This window comes from Aeromonas sp. R4-2 (assembly GCF_040908295.1).
Classification (GTDB): Bacteria; Pseudomonadota; Gammaproteobacteria; order Enterobacterales; family Aeromonadaceae; genus Aeromonas; species Aeromonas veronii.
In genome coordinates, this window is the sequence record NZ_JBFODL010000014.1 from 37,965 (window position 1) to 52,788 (window position 14,824).

Sequence of the window (14,824 nt, forward strand, 5' to 3'; positions counted from 1 at the left end):
CGGCGATCAGCCGTTCACTCTGAACACCTGACCGGTCTGGATGCCCAGCACCGACTTCTTGTAAGCCTGCGCTACCTTGGCGGCGGGCACCGGCACGAAGCCCGGGAAGAAGTCGGCGTATTTGTCCATCGACTCCGCCAGCACGGTGGGGCTCACCACGTTGATGCGAATGCCCCTTGGCAGCTCGCAGGCGGCCGCTTTCACAAAGTGATCGATGGCGCCGTTGACGGTGCTGGCGCTCACGCCCCAGTTGATCGGCTCCTCGCTCAGAATACCGCTGATCAAAGTGATGGAACCCTTGTCAGTCAGATAGGGAATGGCGGCTCGGGTCAGGTTGATCTGGCCCATCAGCTTGCTCTCCAGTCCCACCTGCCACTGCTCGTCGGTCATCTCGGTCAGGCCGTTGAAGGCCACGCTGCCGCTGGCGACAACCAGTGCATCAAACTGGCCCACTTGGGCAAACAGCGCCTTGATGGAGGCGGGATCGCGCATGTCGACCGTGGCATCGCCACGACTGTGGCCGACCCGGATCACCTGATGATCTTTGGCAAGCAGTTCACTGACCGCGGAGCCGACGGTGCCGGAGGCACCCACAATCACAATTTTCATCTGCATCACTCCTGGTTGGGATGTATCGATTCTAGCGCAACAGAAAATGCGAAAAAGCGCGTAAAATAAACCCATTGTTTCCATATTGGAGCTAATGATGGATATCGCCCATCTGGCCAGCTTTTACGAAGTGGTGCTGCGCGGCAGTTTCTCGGCTGCTGCCGATACGCTGGGGGTCAGCAAGGGGATGCTGAGCCGCCATGTCAGCGCGCTGGAGACCTCCCTCAATGCACAACTGTTGCAGCGCACCACCCGCCGCCTCAGTCTGACCGAGGCGGGCAAGACCCTCTATCAGCAGGCGGGGGAGATCTTCGCGCTGGCACGGCAGGCGGAGCAGGATATTCAGGCGCTGACCGAAGAGGATGGCGGTCGGCTGCGTTTTACCTGCCCGGTCAGCACTGGCGATCGCATGGTGAGCGAGCTGCTGGCCAGCTTTGCCGCGCTCTGCCCCGGAGTTGAAGTCGAGCTCAACTTCACCAACCAGATGGTCGACATGAGTCAGGGGGAGAACGACATCGCCCTGCGCGCCATGAACGAGGTGCCGGACAATCTGGTGGCCCTGCCGCTCGGTCGGCTCAAGGATGTGGTGGTGGCCAGCCCCGCACTGGTGGCGCGAGAGGGGCGTCCCGCCACTCCCTATGAGCTGAGCGGGCGCAGCTGCCTGTTGCAGGGACACAATCCGGCCTGGGAGCAGTGGCACTTTATCCGTGAAGGGGAAGAGGCTCACATTCTGGTGCAGGGCAAGGTGCGGGCCAACCACTACAGCACCGTGCTGCAACTGGCGCGTGCCGGTATGGGCTATGCCAAGTGCCCGCTGATGCTGGTGGAGTCGCAGCTGACGGCGGGGGAGCTGGTGACAGTGCTCGACGAGTGGCAGAGCGGCCTGCATCAGCTGCATGTGCTGCATGCCCAGCAGCGGCGAGTGCCGCGCAAGCTCCGGCTGTTCAAGCAGGTGCTGGCCCAGTGGTTTGCCGAGCGACCCCACTACCTGCTCTGAGCGGCGTTATTTTTCTGTCATCTTCGGCTGCTACCCTGCGCCCATCATCGGCATCAGGAAGATCAGCGGGAATGAAGAGCAATAGAGGGTTGACCGGTTTTGTACTGCTCTGTGCAGTCTTGGGGGCCGGCAGTGTACAGGCCATGGTGGAAGTGAAGGTGCCGGAGAATTTCCGCATCCTCGCGGTGAGCAACGGCACCTTGCAGGATGAGCAGCATGCCACCTTGGCGGATGGCGAACAGCAACTGCTGGTGCGCTTCGAGGGGGTGATCCCCAGTCGCAGCAGCAGCGAGAATGATCGGCAGGTACGTTCCGAGCCGCAGGTGGTGCGCTATCAGGGCAGCAATCAGCATTTGCAGCTGACGGCCAGCGTACCGGGAGACGAGCGGGGGATGCAGGCCTATGCCAAGGATCCGGTGGTGGCGTTGCAGGAGAATGGCCGCGCGCTTGCCATCCAGCAGGACGCGCTGGTGACCAGTGGCATGCTGCTTGGGGTGGATTGGAACGGCAAACTGGCTGAATACAACCGCAGCGGCGGCAAGGCGGCGCTGACGGCCGTCGCCGTTGCTACGCAGCCAACGGCCACGGCCGCTGGTGGGGCGCAACCCGTTGTGGCAGCCAGCGAGCTGGAAGGGCAGTTGCAGCAGCTATTCCTCAAGGCAGATCCGGCTCTGCGCAAGCGCTTTATCGGTTGGGCCGTGCCACAGCTTTAAGTTTTTTGCCCGTTGCAGTAACGTGGACACTCCTTTTTCAGGCGCTCTGTTCATCGTACTCAACGAGGTTTTCATGTTTGAATTGCATTCACGCCTGCAGGCAGATACCCGGTGGCTCGGGGATCTGCCCCTCTGCCGTGTCTTGCTGGCAAAAGACAGCCAGTATCCCTGGCTTATCCTGGTACCGCGAGTAGCCAACCTGCGGGAAATTCACCATCTGGCGTCGGAGCAGCAGCAACAGCTGATGCAGGAGTCCTGCGCTGTCGCCAACCTGATGGAACAGGCCCTCAGTCCGGACAAAATCAACATAGGGGCGCTGGGCAATCTGGTGCCACAACTCCACCTTCACCATGTCGCCCGCTTTGCGACGGATCGCGCCTGGCCCGGCCCTATCTGGGGAGCTCATCCGGTCGTGCCTTACGAGCCACAAGTTTTGGCGCAGCAGGCCGATATATGGCGTGCCCGGCTCGCCAAGCTGAGCGGTTTCACCCCTGTGGCTGCTGATAACGGAGTCAACTGAGAGGCGTGTCGCTATTTCAGTCTCCGGGCCGCGCCATCTGTTAGAGTTATGGTATAGATAAGCCCATTTTCGATGTTCAGGAAGGTCCCATGATAGTGACAAGATCCGATGACGATGCCGTATTGACCACAGAGGATGTGCTGCTCAGCCTGTGCAACTCGGTGACGGACGTTTTGAGTGCCGCGACCATGAGTCAGGTGCGGTTTTCCGGCATGGTGCAGCGGATCAGCAAGACCTGCCTCAAGCCGGATATCGGCTGCTTCGTGCTGTTCGATGGCGGTTTTTCCGGTCTGGTGGTGATCAACTTCTCCGCCGCCGCCGCCATGGAGCTGTACGAGAGCTACATGCTGAGTATGGGACTCTCCAAGGAGGATCTCGCCATCTCCCACACCTCTGACGAGGTGAGCAACGTGATGGGCGAGTTGATGAACCAGATCGTCGGCAGCTTTACCGTCAAGGTGGGCCGGGATCTGCAGACCCACATCACCCAGAACCAGCCGAAGATGCTGGCCCTCAACAAGCAGGTGATGCTGAGCGTCGATACCAATCTCGACAGCCCGGAGTCCCGCCGCGTCACCTTCTTCACCGCCCGCAACAACATCTTCTATCTGGAGCTGGCGATGGACAAAACCGAGTTCATTCGCATCCACAATGAGGGGATGGAGCATGAAGAGCTGGATCCCGATGCGCTGATCGCCCAGGCCAAGCAGGATGCCGCCAAGCCGGTTCAGGCTGCGGCCCCGGTCGCCAACGATCACGACGATCTGCTCGACTCTCTGGGTATTTGAGGCAAATGCCGGATAGCAACAAGGCCACCTTCGGGTGGCCTTGTTGTATCGGTGCGCACAACCGTTATTAGAAGTTGTAGAGCAGGCCGGTGTTGAACATCACGGATTCAGAATCGTAGAAGTTGATGTCGGAATCGGACTTGGCATAGCCAGCGGTAAAGGTTGCGGAGAGCGGCGCGATACCGAACAGGCGGTGCCAGAAGAAGGTACCGGTCAGGGCAAACTCGTCGGAGTCGGCGTTTTGGCCAAAGATGGGGTTGGCCTCATCATATTTGGTCTGACCCAGATAGGCGTTGCTGACGAAAGACCACTGGGAAGCGCCGCGCATGCCGTAGGTCAACTGCAGGCCGTTGCTCTTGTAGCTTTGGGCGCTGCCATCCAGATCCGCTTGGCGGTAGATAAAGGCTGGCTCCAGCATCTGACCGGGGGCCAGTTGCCATTTGTAGGAGAGGTCGAGGGCGTGGATCTTGCCGTTGCGATCCAGTTTGGCGGCAGTATCGGCGCCGTACTGACTGCCGCTGCGCTCCTCATCCACCTCGATGTTGCGGGTGGTCAGGCTGCCATTGAAGTTGCTACCCCAGATGCTGTCCCAGGCGAAGCGCACCCCTTTTGACTTGATATCGGTCGACTGGCGATCAACGCCTACGGCGAAGGGATCGCTCCACTGCTCGGTCGGCATCGCATTAAAGACCACGGAGCCAGCTACGATGCCCTTGTCGCTCATCTCCTGACGGATACCGAGCTGCTGGGTGAAGTCGAAACGAATGGCATCCTGGATCAGGTTACCGAGGAAGACCTGGGTGCGGGTATCGGCAAAGGTGTAGCGGATATCGGCGTTGAGCAGCGGGGCAACGGCGGAGCTGCTCTCGGCACTGCCCAGTCCGCTCAGGCGGCGGTTTTCATCATCACCACTATAAAAATTCGATTCGTAATTGATGACACTGACCCCGCCAAGCAGGAAACCGGACCAGCCAGACTCCTTGGGAATTTCGCCCAAATCAGCATAAGCACTATTTGCGACCAGCAGGCCCAGGCCCAGCAAGGTGGTATTGCGCATCGGATAACTCCTAAATTAAATGGTGGTGAATTTTTTCGGCCGGTGAGTATAAAGAAAAAACCTTAATGGCAACTGACTCAATATTGCCAATTATCCTAACCCACTCATTTCATTCGGCGAATCGTTAATTAATTGTGCGAGATTAAGAAGAGTTCACTCGGTTGTGCTGGTATTCTGTACCGCGAATATCGGGGGAAAACAATAAGATGAAACAGATTAAATCCTGGGCGCAATATTATGTCGATCTGATGACCAAGCTGGGACTGGTGCGCTTTAGCATGTTCCTGGCGGCGGGCATTATCGTGCTGGCGGTCGCCATCCAGATGGGGGTGACCCTGTTCCTGCGCGGCAACATTGATGTGATCGACTTCGTTCGCTCGGTGTTTTTTGGCCTGCTGGTGACCCCCTGGGCGGTCTATTTTCTCTCCATCGTGGTGGATCAGCTGGAGGATTCCCGTCAGCGACTGAGCCGGATGGTGCGCAAGCTGCAAGATATGCGCGAGCGGGATCTGGAGCTCAATACCCAGCTGCAGGAGAACATCAGCCGCCTCAACGCCCAGATTGCCGAGACCAACCGGGCCGAGAGCTTGCGCCTTCAGGCCATTGAGGATCTCGAGAACGAGGTGTTCCAGCGAGAGAAAGCCCAGCTTCATCTGGGGGAGCGTACCGCCCTGCTGCGCTCCTTTATCGACTGCTCCCCCGATCTGGTCTACTACCGCAACGAGGATGAGCAGTTCTCCGGTTGCAACCGCGCCATGGAGGAGCTGACCGGCAAGGTGGAGGCCGAGCTGATCGGTCTGACCCCGTTCGATGTCTACAAGCAGGAGATCGCCAACAAGGTGGTGGAGACCGACAAGCAGGTCTTTGCCAGCAACGAGCCGCTCACCTACGAGCAGTGGCTGGAGTATCCCGATGGCCGCAAGGCTTACTTCGAGCTGCGCAAGGTGCCCTTCTTCGACCGCTTCGGCAAGCGACTCGGCCTACTCGGTTTTGGCCGCGACATCACCGAGCGCAAGCAGTATCAGGACAAACTGGAGAAGGCGAGTCGCGACAAGACCACCTTCATCTCCACCATCAGCCACGAGTTGCGCACCCCGCTCAACGGCATCGTGGGCTTAAGCCGGATGCTGATGGATACCCCCCTCGATCCCAAACAGCATCAGCAGCTCAAGACCATTCACCTGAGTGCGGTGACCCTTGGCAATATCTTCAACGACATCATCGACTTGGATAAACTCGATCGCCGTCGCCTCGAAATTGCACCGACCCGTATCGACCTGCCTGCCTTCCTCGACGAGCTGGAGACCCTGTCGCGCATTCAGGCGGAGCAGAAGGGGCTCTATCTCCATTTCGATCGCGATGGCGACATGCCGCAATTTGTGATGGCTGACGGTACCCGCCTGCGTCAGGTGCTGTGGAATCTGGTGGGCAACGCGGTCAAGTTTACCGATGAGGGGGGCGTCACCGTGCGTTGCCTATCCCATCCCGCCGACGAGCCGGGCAAGCTGGCCCTGCACTTCGAGGTGGAGGATACCGGTATCGGTATCCCGCGCGCCCAGCAGGAGAAGATCTTCGCCATGTACTATCAGGTGCAGGGCAAGAAGCACGCCACCGGCACCGGCATTGGCCTCGCGGTCTCCCGTCAGCTGGTGCAGGCGATGGGGGGGCAACTCTATGTGGACAGCGATCCGGGCGAAGGCTCCTGCTTTACCGCCGAATTGGAAGTGGCTTGCGCCGAGCCCGTGTTGCCAGAGCAGGAGGAGGAGATGCCTTCCCTCGATATCCTGCTGGTGGAGGATGTGGAGCTTAACGTGACGGTGGCCTGCGCCCTGCTGGGCAAGCTGGGTCATCAGGTGCAGGTGGCACGGGACGGCACCCAGGCGTTGGCGATGGCCAACCCGGATGATTTCGACCTCATTTTGCTCGATATCCAGCTGCCGGACATGACCGGCTTCGATGTGGCGAAAACCCTGCTGGAGCGTTATGGCGACAGCCTGCCACCCATGGTGGCACTCACCGCCAACTCCACCGGTGATCGCCAGTACTACCGGGATCACGGCATGCTGGATGTGATTAACAAACCGCTTGGCTCCAAAGCCGTGCGGGAGGTGATTGGTCACCTGTTTGCCGATCTGGCCGAGGATGAAGCGGACGAGCAGGCGGATGCAGGCAATCAGGATGCCCTGCTGGATATCCCCTTCCTCACCGATTACGCCGATACCGTGGGTAAACCGGTGCTGCTCTCCAGCGTCGATCTGTTCGAGAAGATGATGCCGGACTACATGGCAGTGCTCGACTCCAACATGATTGCCAAGGATCAAGCGGGGGTGGTGGAAGAGGCACACAAGATAAAAGGGGCGGCAGGCTCCATTGGCCTGCGTCGTTTGCAGCAGACGGCTCAGCTGATCCAGAGCCCGGATCATCCCGCCTGGTGGGAGAACGTGGAAGACTGGATTGAGACGCTGCGCCGGGAATATCCGGGCGATATCGCCCGTCTGCGGCGCTGGTTGCTGTCTTGAGGCTGGAGGTTGTCTTGAGTCTGATGGAAGTTGCTGGCAAGGAGCTGCGAGATGTATAGCCGTTTGATTACCCCTGCGCGCATCCACCCCTGGGGAGACGAGGATCTGCTGGAGGCGACCGAGCAGGATCGCGCCCGTATCGTGCAGGCGGCGCCGGTGCGCCGGTTGCAGCAGAAGACCCAGGTCTTTCCGCTCGATGTGAAGGCCTCGGTGCGCAGTCGCCTCACCCACTCGCTGGAGGTGCAGGAGACCGGTCGCCAGATCAGCCGCCGCATTCTGGCCGCCTTGCCTGCCGGGATGGTCTGTGAAGGGGCTTTTATCAATCTGGTGGAGATGTCCTGCCTGCTTCATGACGTGGGCAACCCGCCGTTTGGCCACTTTGGCGAGCAGGTGATGAGCCAGTGGCTCGGCGAGATGCTGGATCCCCTCTATCAGCAGGCGCTGGCGCGGCCCCCCTCGACCCAGTGGGCTGAGCTGCGTCAGGATCTGCAACTGTTTGATGGCAACGCCCAGAGCCTGCGGCTGGTGCACAGTCTGCACGAGCTCAATCTGACGCTCGGGCAACTGGCGGCGCTCTGCAAATACCCGCAGCAGCCGCAACCCGGGGTGAGCTATGGCCAACATCATGGCTGGAGCAGCAAGCGGGGTATCTTCTTTAGCGAGCAGCCGCTCTACCGTGCCCTTGGCCAGAGTCTGGGATTGGCCCGCGGCTGTCGCCATCCGCTGGTCTACATCATGGAGGCGGCCGATGATATCTCCTACTGCATCGCCGATCTGGAAGATGCGGTAGACCGGCGGATCCTGACACTGTCAGAGCTGCTGGTGGCGTTGCGGGCCGCTGACCAGAGTGACTACATGGGCACCTTGCTGGATGAGGCGCTTGCCAGTGGTCGGGGCTTTTTCCCCCATTTTCGCCAGCAACTTACCCGGGATCTGGTTGCGCTGGCGGCGCAGAGCTATGTCAGCGAACATCAGGCCATTTTGCAGGGCTCCTATCCGCAAGCACTGCTGCATGGTCAGGCGCCGGCGGCGCGGGTGCTCGATATCCTCAAACGGGTGGCCCGCGAGCTGGTCTTTATGCGACCCGAAGTCGAGGCTCTCGAACTGGAAGGGTATGCGGCACTGCGCGGGGTGCTGACCAGTTATGCCTGTCTGTTGGCGCTGCCAGCGCCACAGTTTGCCCGTCTGCTGGCTGGGGAGGGGAGTCAGGCGCTGTTCTTTGCGCGCCGCCTCTATCACCGTCTCTCGGCCCGCCATCTCAAGGCCTATCGATTGGCGAGCGCCACCCCGGATCCACGATTTGCCTGCCAGAACGAGCAGGAGTGGTATTACCGGGTGCGGTTGCTGCTCGATTATGTCAGCGGCATGACGGATACCTACGTGCTGGAGGAGTACCGGCTACTCTCGGGGATCTGATGCCCCAAGCTCCCCCTTCGGACAGCATAAAATACCGTAAAAACGTTTAAAAAGGAGTCGCAAGAGGCTTGTTTTAAATTCGGATATTTTTTAGACTTCTGCAACCTGTTCAACTTTTATCCGGTAAGGAGACGAATATGCAACATCTGATGCTCAATATTGCATTCTCTCGCGGCACTGCGTGCGGCGTGAAATCTCGTGCTCTTTTACCGCGTGGCGTAAACAGGTAACCCCTGTCTTTTTATCACCCGCGGTTCGTCCCGCAGGGTGATATCCACTTTCTCCGGGAGAACCGCATGTTCAACTGGAGAATGTCATGTCTATCGAACTGGTTTTACTGCGCAGTGTTGAATCCATGGTCCAGAGAAGGATTGCCCGGGTCGAGCGTCGTCTCGTGCAGGTCAATCTGTCGCCCGCCCTGCTCAGGGATATCGGGCTGGAAGGATATCAGGGTCAAATCGCCCTCGTTCGCGAGCGGGAGTATCAAACCGGCTTCCGCCTCGGGAATCGAATAACCTGATCGCGAAGGGGAGAATAAGATCCCCCTCGCTAGTGAAATGGCAGGCTGCATGCCTGCCATTTTTCCATCTTGCGGTTGATTCCAGGTTCACATGTTGGTGACTCAGTATTATCCTCTCCGCCCTCTTTGTAACAGCTGCGATTGTTTTCTCGCCTTGCGTCGTCAGGATCTGCAAGATTAGAGGTGGCAGCCCTATCTGTTTTACTCATCAGGACAAGACCTTATGCCACTCCTTCGTCAGCTTTTTCTTCCCATTTTGCTGTTGTTTTCAGGCATGTTGGCTGTTGCGGCTCCCCTGCCGCAAGATGAGAGTACAAGTAACGAAATCTCCGCACAAAAGGAGCTGCTGGTCGGGGTACCCCGTGGTGGTTATCCCCCTTTCATCTATCAACTCCCCAACCAGCGTTATGCCGGTCCGCTCAAGGAGTTGGCCTCGCGCATTGCAGCCGAAATGGGTGTGTCCCTGCGCTATATCTCCTACAACTCCTACGTAGATGCCCAGATTGCTCTCCAAGGCGGCCAGATCGATGCATTAATCGGAGTCGAACGTAATGCTCTTGAGCTGAAGGGGATAAACCATATCGGCAGTATCGGTTCATATGCTCGCTCCATTTTAATGCATACCCCGGATCAGCAATTGACCTTGGAGCAGGCGCGCAAGTTACGCTGGGTCTGTATTCGCGGGTTTGGCAGTTGTAATGAATTGGCTCGTTTGGGGATCTCTGATGTAACTGAGCTGGAGAGCCGCACTGAGGCGACCTATATGGTCAAGCTGGGCGCTGTCGATGCATATCTTGATTTGGAACCAATTGTTTCCCTCAAGATGGAGAGAATGCCTGCATCAATGGGGGTTGTCGCTCCTGGGTGGCTTTCTGGCAGCACGCTGACGATGGCGACCAGCTCCCGCCAGCCAGAGCTGAGCGAGAAGCTTTGGCAGGCATATCAACGGATACCCGTTGCAGACTCACGATTACGGTTGCATCAGAAAAATGAACGCGCCAACGCTGGTCTGTTGCTGGAACCTGATGAGGCCAGTTGGCTGAAGCAGAGAAACAAGGTCATCAAGTTCGCCGTTGCCCCCGGATTTGCCGGCATCAGTGAAATCGATGACGAAGGTGAATTGCATGGCTATACGGCAGACCTGATGAAGTTACTGAGTCTGCGCTCCGGGATCCGCTTTGAGCTGGTGTCGACAAATACCTGGCAAGAGTCACTTAAACTGCTGAAAGAGCATAAAGTGGACCTTATTCCCTTGATGACACCGCTCAAGGATCGTCAGTCCTTTGCCTCTTTTACCTCCTCCTATCTGAAGTTCGACAGCTATGTTGTAGCCAGACACGGTGCTCGCCCGCTGAAGTCGCTGGTCGAGTTGAAAGGGCGTCTGATTGGTGGTGTGACGGGCTCTTACGAAGCCTCTCTCATTCACGCGCTGGGCGCCAATATTATCGAAGTGGGCAAAGATGCCGATTTACTGACCTTGCTCGACACTGGGCGAACCGAATATGTGCTGTTGACCATGACCAATCTGGGACAGCAGGCGATGAAGGGGTTCAACGAGAAGTATCAGGTGGTGCTGAGCTCTCCCGAATTTTCCGTACCTATCAGTATGGCTGTCGACAATGCTCAGCCCGAGTTGCTCCGAATCATGGACAAGTTGCTGCTGACCATCACGGATGAGGAGTGGCAACTGCTGGAACGACGCTGGCTCAATGTATCGGTCAATATCGAGTCTGATTACACCCTGATTTACAAATGGTTGGCCATAGGGGGGGGCGCCTTGCTCGTCAGCGGTTTGCTGGTGATGTTCTGGGCTCGCAGTTTGCGTCGCCAGATTGCGCAGCGCAAAATCGCAGAGGACAAGCTGAACGAACAGTTGCTGTTTGTGCAGACCTTGCTCAACTCACTGCCAACCATGGTGGCGCTACGTGATAGCGAGCAGCGGATCACCTTGTGCAATCAGGCCTATCGCGATGCTTTCCTCGGTGCTGGCAGTAGCAGTGAGGAGCTGCAAAACATGCCAGAGACACTCAGAAACAGTGTGTTGGAAGAAGAGCGTTTGGTGTGGCAGACCGGACAGGATCTGGAGGGGGCAGGCAGTAACCTGCGAGCTGATGGTACGCCCTGCCATGTTATCTATGCCAAACGCCCTTATCGCGATCCCGATGGCAATATGCTGGGGGTGTTGACAGTACTGACCGATGTCAGCCGGATCAAGGAGGCGGAGGAGCGCGCCCGTCAGGCTGAAAATCGCCTTACCCAGATTACCGACAGCATGCCTGGGGTGGTCTATCAGTATTTGTGGCAAGGACCCGGCAAGGGGCGGTTTTTGTATGCCTCTCAGGGGGCCCGCGAGATCCTCGGGGCTTCCCGGCAGGATCTGTTCAATGCCGAATCGGGTGGTGAGGTGTTCGGCTTTACCGAAGAGGCGCTGCAGGATTTTGTCAGCAAGGTGGCCAATCATGCCGAGACTCTGGCGCCCCTCGATCTGGAGGTCAAGGTGGAGCGACCTGATGGAGATCGCTATCTGCAAGTACGTGGCAACTTTGTCAGACAGGAGCAGCAGGCATTGATCCTTAACGGGGTGATTCAGGACATCACTGCCCTCAAGCAACAGGAATATGAGCTGCGCGAAGCTCGCGCCTATGCCGAGCAGGCGATGCAGGCTCGCAGCCGCTTTTTGGCAACCATGAGCCATGAACTACGAACACCCATCTCAGGCATGCATGGCATGCTCGAATTGCTGCAAATGAGCGAGCTCAACGACGACCAGCGTTTTATGGTGCGCAATGTGGTCACCTCGACCAATAACCTGCTCTATCTGGTCAATGACATCCTCGATTTCTCCAAGATAGAAGCGGGTCAGTTGCAGTTGAATTACCAGAGCAGCCGGTTGCAAACGGTGATCTGCGATGCCATTCGTGGCCATGCGGCACTTGCTCATAACAAGGGGCTCAACGTGGTGCTGGAGTGGGAGCATCATGTGCCGGATTGGGCCGACATCGACGGGGTACGTATCGGTCAGGTCATCTCCAACCTGCTCAATAATGCGGTGAAGTTTACCGAACAAGGGGGGATTACGATTCGGGTCAGCTACCTGAGCGAGCAACTGACCATCAGTGTCAGTGACACCGGTATCGGGATCGCCGAAGAGAAGCAGGCGCTGCTGTTCACGCCTTTTGAGCAGGTGGAGTCAGATATCAACCGTCGTTTTGGTGGCACCGGACTGGGGTTGGCAATCTGTGAGCAGCTGGTATGCAAAATGGGGGGGGCACTGACACTGACCAGCAAGGCAGGAGAGGGCTCCTGCTTCCGCTTCACCGTGCCGCTTACCAATCCGCAGTGGGATCCCCCTGCTCTGGCTGGCACAGAATGGTGGTTTTTCAGCGATGACACTAACCTCGAAGCGGCCATGGTGCGGCAGGGGGCCAAGCTCAGGTACTTGGGGGCCAGTGAGCTCAGTCGCTCACTGGAAGGGTTGCTGTTGGCCGATCAACGGTGGCTTGAGCAAGCGCTGGGAGGGGAATGGCAAAGCTGGCTGCAACACTCTGCGCTGAAGGGGATCATAGCGTCACCCGATGAGGCGTTACGGGGGCGGATTGGTGAACAGAAATGGTGGCGCCTGGGTCTATCTCCTCTCTATCCGGATCTTCTGCTGGAGAGCTGCCACGAATTGCTACAGGAGCGGGTCACACCAATCCTCCCTGCGCTTGCAGAGAAGCTGGGTGGCAAAGTATTGGTGGCCGATGATCATCCGGTCAATCGTGCCTTGTTGGCACGGCAGTTAGCCATTCTTGGTATCGAGGCTCAGGTCGTGGAAGATGGCGAGAAGGCTCTGCGGGCCTGGCAGGGACAGCAATTCTCTCTGCTTTTGACTGATTGCCATATGCCGGTGATGGATGGTTATGCCCTGACCAAGGCGTTGCGGGCTGCGGGAGTGACGGCCCCCATCATTGGGGTAACGGCAGATACGTCGGAAGAGGCGAGTGCTCGTATGGTAGAGGCTGGCATGAGTGACATGTTACTGAAGCCCTACCCGCTGGATATCTTGCGCCAGATGCTGGCCCATTGGCTGGCAGAGAGGACGCCAACCAGAAACGCGGTTGCGCCCGTTGTTGGGGTTACAGGCATTCAGGCTGAGCGCTGGTTGGCGCTCTTTGGTGACGAGCTGACCGCGCGAGCCATGGCGGTGGAGTATCTCGATTCCAACCGGCAGGATGGCGAGGCCATGATGGCAGCACTGATTTGTCATGATGCCAGCGCCTTGGTAGAGACCGCCCACCGGATCAAGGGGGCAGCCCGAATGGTCGGGTTGGAGGAGCTTGCCAGTCAGGCCGCCATGCTGGAATCGGCAGCGCGATTGAAGCGGCTCGACGAGCTCGACGATCTGGTCAGCACAGTGCAGAGGTTGATGACGGCGATTGCCCACGACATTGGATTATGGCTCGATGAAAAAAGCACAACATGAGTTGGTCATCATGGTCGTGGAAGACCATGGATTTCAGCGCAAGGCGCTGCTGCACCAGATCCGCAGCCTGGGTTACCAGAATCTGCTGGAAGCGGTTGATGGTATCGAGGCGTTGGCGCTTAGCCAGCAACACAACGTCGATATCCTGTTTTGCGATCTGCGAATGCCCGGAATGGATGGCATGGCGCTGTTGCGCCGCCTGTCGCTGGGTGGTTTTCAGGGCGGCATTATCCTCTCCAGCGCGCTTGAGGGGGATGTGGTCGAAGCCGTATTGCGTATGAGTACCGCTTATGGCCTGCAGGTGCTCGGTCGCATAGAGAAACCCTCAACGCCGCAGCAGCTCCAGCGGCTTATCCAGGCTTGGTCACCCCGGCAGGAACCCCTCAGGGAGGAAGAGGGGCACAGAATAGGACTCGATGAGTTGCGTCGTGCGATCGAACAAGATCAACTGCTGCCCTGGTATCAGCCCAAGGTGAGTTTTGCATCCGGCGAGTGGGTCGGGATGGAGGCGTTGGCCCGCTGGCAACACCCCGAGTTTGGCCTGATCCCTCCCGGGCGTTTTATTTCACTGGCGGAGAGCAACGGGCTTATCGATCCGTTGACCGAGGTGATCATCAGCAAATCTCTGAGTGATGGTCATTTATGGGAGGAAACCGGCTTGTCACTCAATCTGTCGATGAACCTCTCCACCACCTCGCTCATTGAAGGGGATCTTTGCAACTTATTGATTGATCAGTGCAAGCGCTGGAGTATCAATCCGGAGCTTATCACTCTGGAGGTGACCGAGAGCGCATTCGTGCAGGATCTGGGCAAGTCTCTGGAGGTGCTGACCCGGCTGAGGATGCATGGTTTTGGCCTCTCCATCGATGATTTTGGTACCGGCTACTCCTCGATGCAGCAGCTGGCACTGTTGCCGTTCACCGAACTCAAGCTGGATCGCTCCTTTGTCGATCGCTGCCATGCCGATCCGTCACGTTTGGCTATCATCGAGTCCAGTATCGAGTTGGCCCGCAAGCTGGGGCTGAAGTCGGTGGCGGAAGGGGTAGAGGATGAGGCAACCTGGCGAGTGCTGGCTCAGCTCGGTTGTGACCTTTGTCAGGGATTTTTCTCTGCCCGCCCGATGCCGCGCAGTGAATTGGCTAATTGGCACCGGACTTGGCAAGATAGATTGCCTACACTGATATCTATCTGATTCTGTTGGCTGGATCCCTCTGTTTGAA

Annotated in this window: 11 protein-coding genes; 9 read left to right on the top strand and 2 right to left on the bottom strand. The window is 58.0% G+C overall.

The genetic code is table 11. From position 1 onward, the window contains the following. Positions 1-6 precede the first annotated feature (6 nt). Positions 7-609, bottom strand: coding sequence for a short chain dehydrogenase (locus tag AB5Y99_RS10640; RefSeq protein WP_042052299.1), 603 nt, complete (start codon positions 607-609; stop codon positions 7-9). A 97-nt stretch (positions 610-706) separates the two neighbouring features. Between AB5Y99_RS10640 and AB5Y99_RS10645 the strand changes: the two genes are divergently transcribed. The 4 genes from AB5Y99_RS10645 to AB5Y99_RS10660 all read left to right on the top strand — a co-directional run bounded on the left by AB5Y99_RS10645 (position 707) and on the right by AB5Y99_RS10660 (position 3,627). Then, a complete protein-coding gene (locus tag AB5Y99_RS10645) occupies positions 707-1,606 on the top strand; it encodes a LysR family transcriptional regulator (RefSeq protein WP_236356746.1) in 900 nt (299 codons plus the stop codon). A gap of 71 nt (positions 1,607-1,677) precedes the next feature. Then, positions 1,678-2,319 carry a DUF2057 domain-containing protein gene (locus AB5Y99_RS10650; protein WP_236356710.1) on the top strand — a complete coding sequence of 214 codons (642 nt, stop codon included), beginning with the start codon at positions 1,678-1,680 and terminating at the stop codon, positions 2,317-2,319. 73 nt (positions 2,320-2,392) lie between these two features. Further along, positions 2,393-2,839 carry an HIT domain-containing protein gene (locus AB5Y99_RS10655; RefSeq protein ID WP_236356711.1) on the top strand — a complete coding sequence of 149 codons (447 nt, stop codon included), beginning with the start codon at positions 2,393-2,395 and terminating at the stop codon, positions 2,837-2,839. A gap of 89 nt (positions 2,840-2,928) precedes the next feature. Next, complete coding sequence (locus AB5Y99_RS10660; RefSeq protein ID WP_021231953.1) at positions 2,929-3,627, top strand: DUF3334 family protein; 699 nt, start codon at positions 2,929-2,931, stop codon at positions 3,625-3,627. A gap of 67 nt (positions 3,628-3,694) precedes the next feature. Here AB5Y99_RS10660 and AB5Y99_RS10665 read toward each other — a convergent pair whose 3' ends face one another. Further along, positions 3,695-4,684 (bottom strand): DUF2860 family protein, encoded by a 990-nt coding sequence (locus AB5Y99_RS10665; RefSeq protein WP_245133437.1) that lies wholly within the window; start codon positions 4,682-4,684, stop codon positions 3,695-3,697. A gap of 206 nt (positions 4,685-4,890) precedes the next feature. Here AB5Y99_RS10665 and arcB point away from each other — a divergent pair, with 206 nt between their 5' ends. From arcB to AB5Y99_RS10690, 5 genes are all read left to right on the top strand, one after another. Next, positions 4,891-7,203 (top strand): aerobic respiration two-component sensor histidine kinase ArcB, encoded by a 2,313-nt coding sequence (gene arcB, locus AB5Y99_RS10670; RefSeq protein ID WP_368209687.1) that lies wholly within the window; start codon positions 4,891-4,893, stop codon positions 7,201-7,203. A 51-nt stretch (positions 7,204-7,254) separates the two neighbouring features. Then, positions 7,255-8,619: a dGTPase gene (dgt, locus tag AB5Y99_RS10675; RefSeq protein ID WP_323893947.1), complete on the top strand. Its 1,365-nt coding sequence runs from the start codon at positions 7,255-7,257 to the stop codon at positions 8,617-8,619. 316 nt (positions 8,620-8,935) lie between these two features. Next, the gene (locus AB5Y99_RS10680; RefSeq protein WP_075115375.1) at positions 8,936-9,139 is read left to right on the top strand and encodes a hypothetical protein; all 204 of its coding nucleotides are present in this window, start codon (positions 8,936-8,938) and stop codon (positions 9,137-9,139) included. A gap of 223 nt (positions 9,140-9,362) precedes the next feature. Further along, the gene (locus tag AB5Y99_RS10685) at positions 9,363-13,604 is read left to right on the top strand and encodes a transporter substrate-binding domain-containing protein (protein ID WP_323893944.1); all 4,242 of its coding nucleotides are present in this window, start codon (positions 9,363-9,365) and stop codon (positions 13,602-13,604) included. After that, positions 13,585-14,796, top strand: coding sequence for an EAL domain-containing protein (locus tag AB5Y99_RS10690; RefSeq protein WP_128836442.1), 1,212 nt, complete (start codon positions 13,585-13,587; stop codon positions 14,794-14,796). Before AB5Y99_RS10685 ends, AB5Y99_RS10690 begins: the two co-directional genes overlap by 20 nt. The last annotated feature ends 28 nt before the right edge of the window (positions 14,797-14,824 follow it).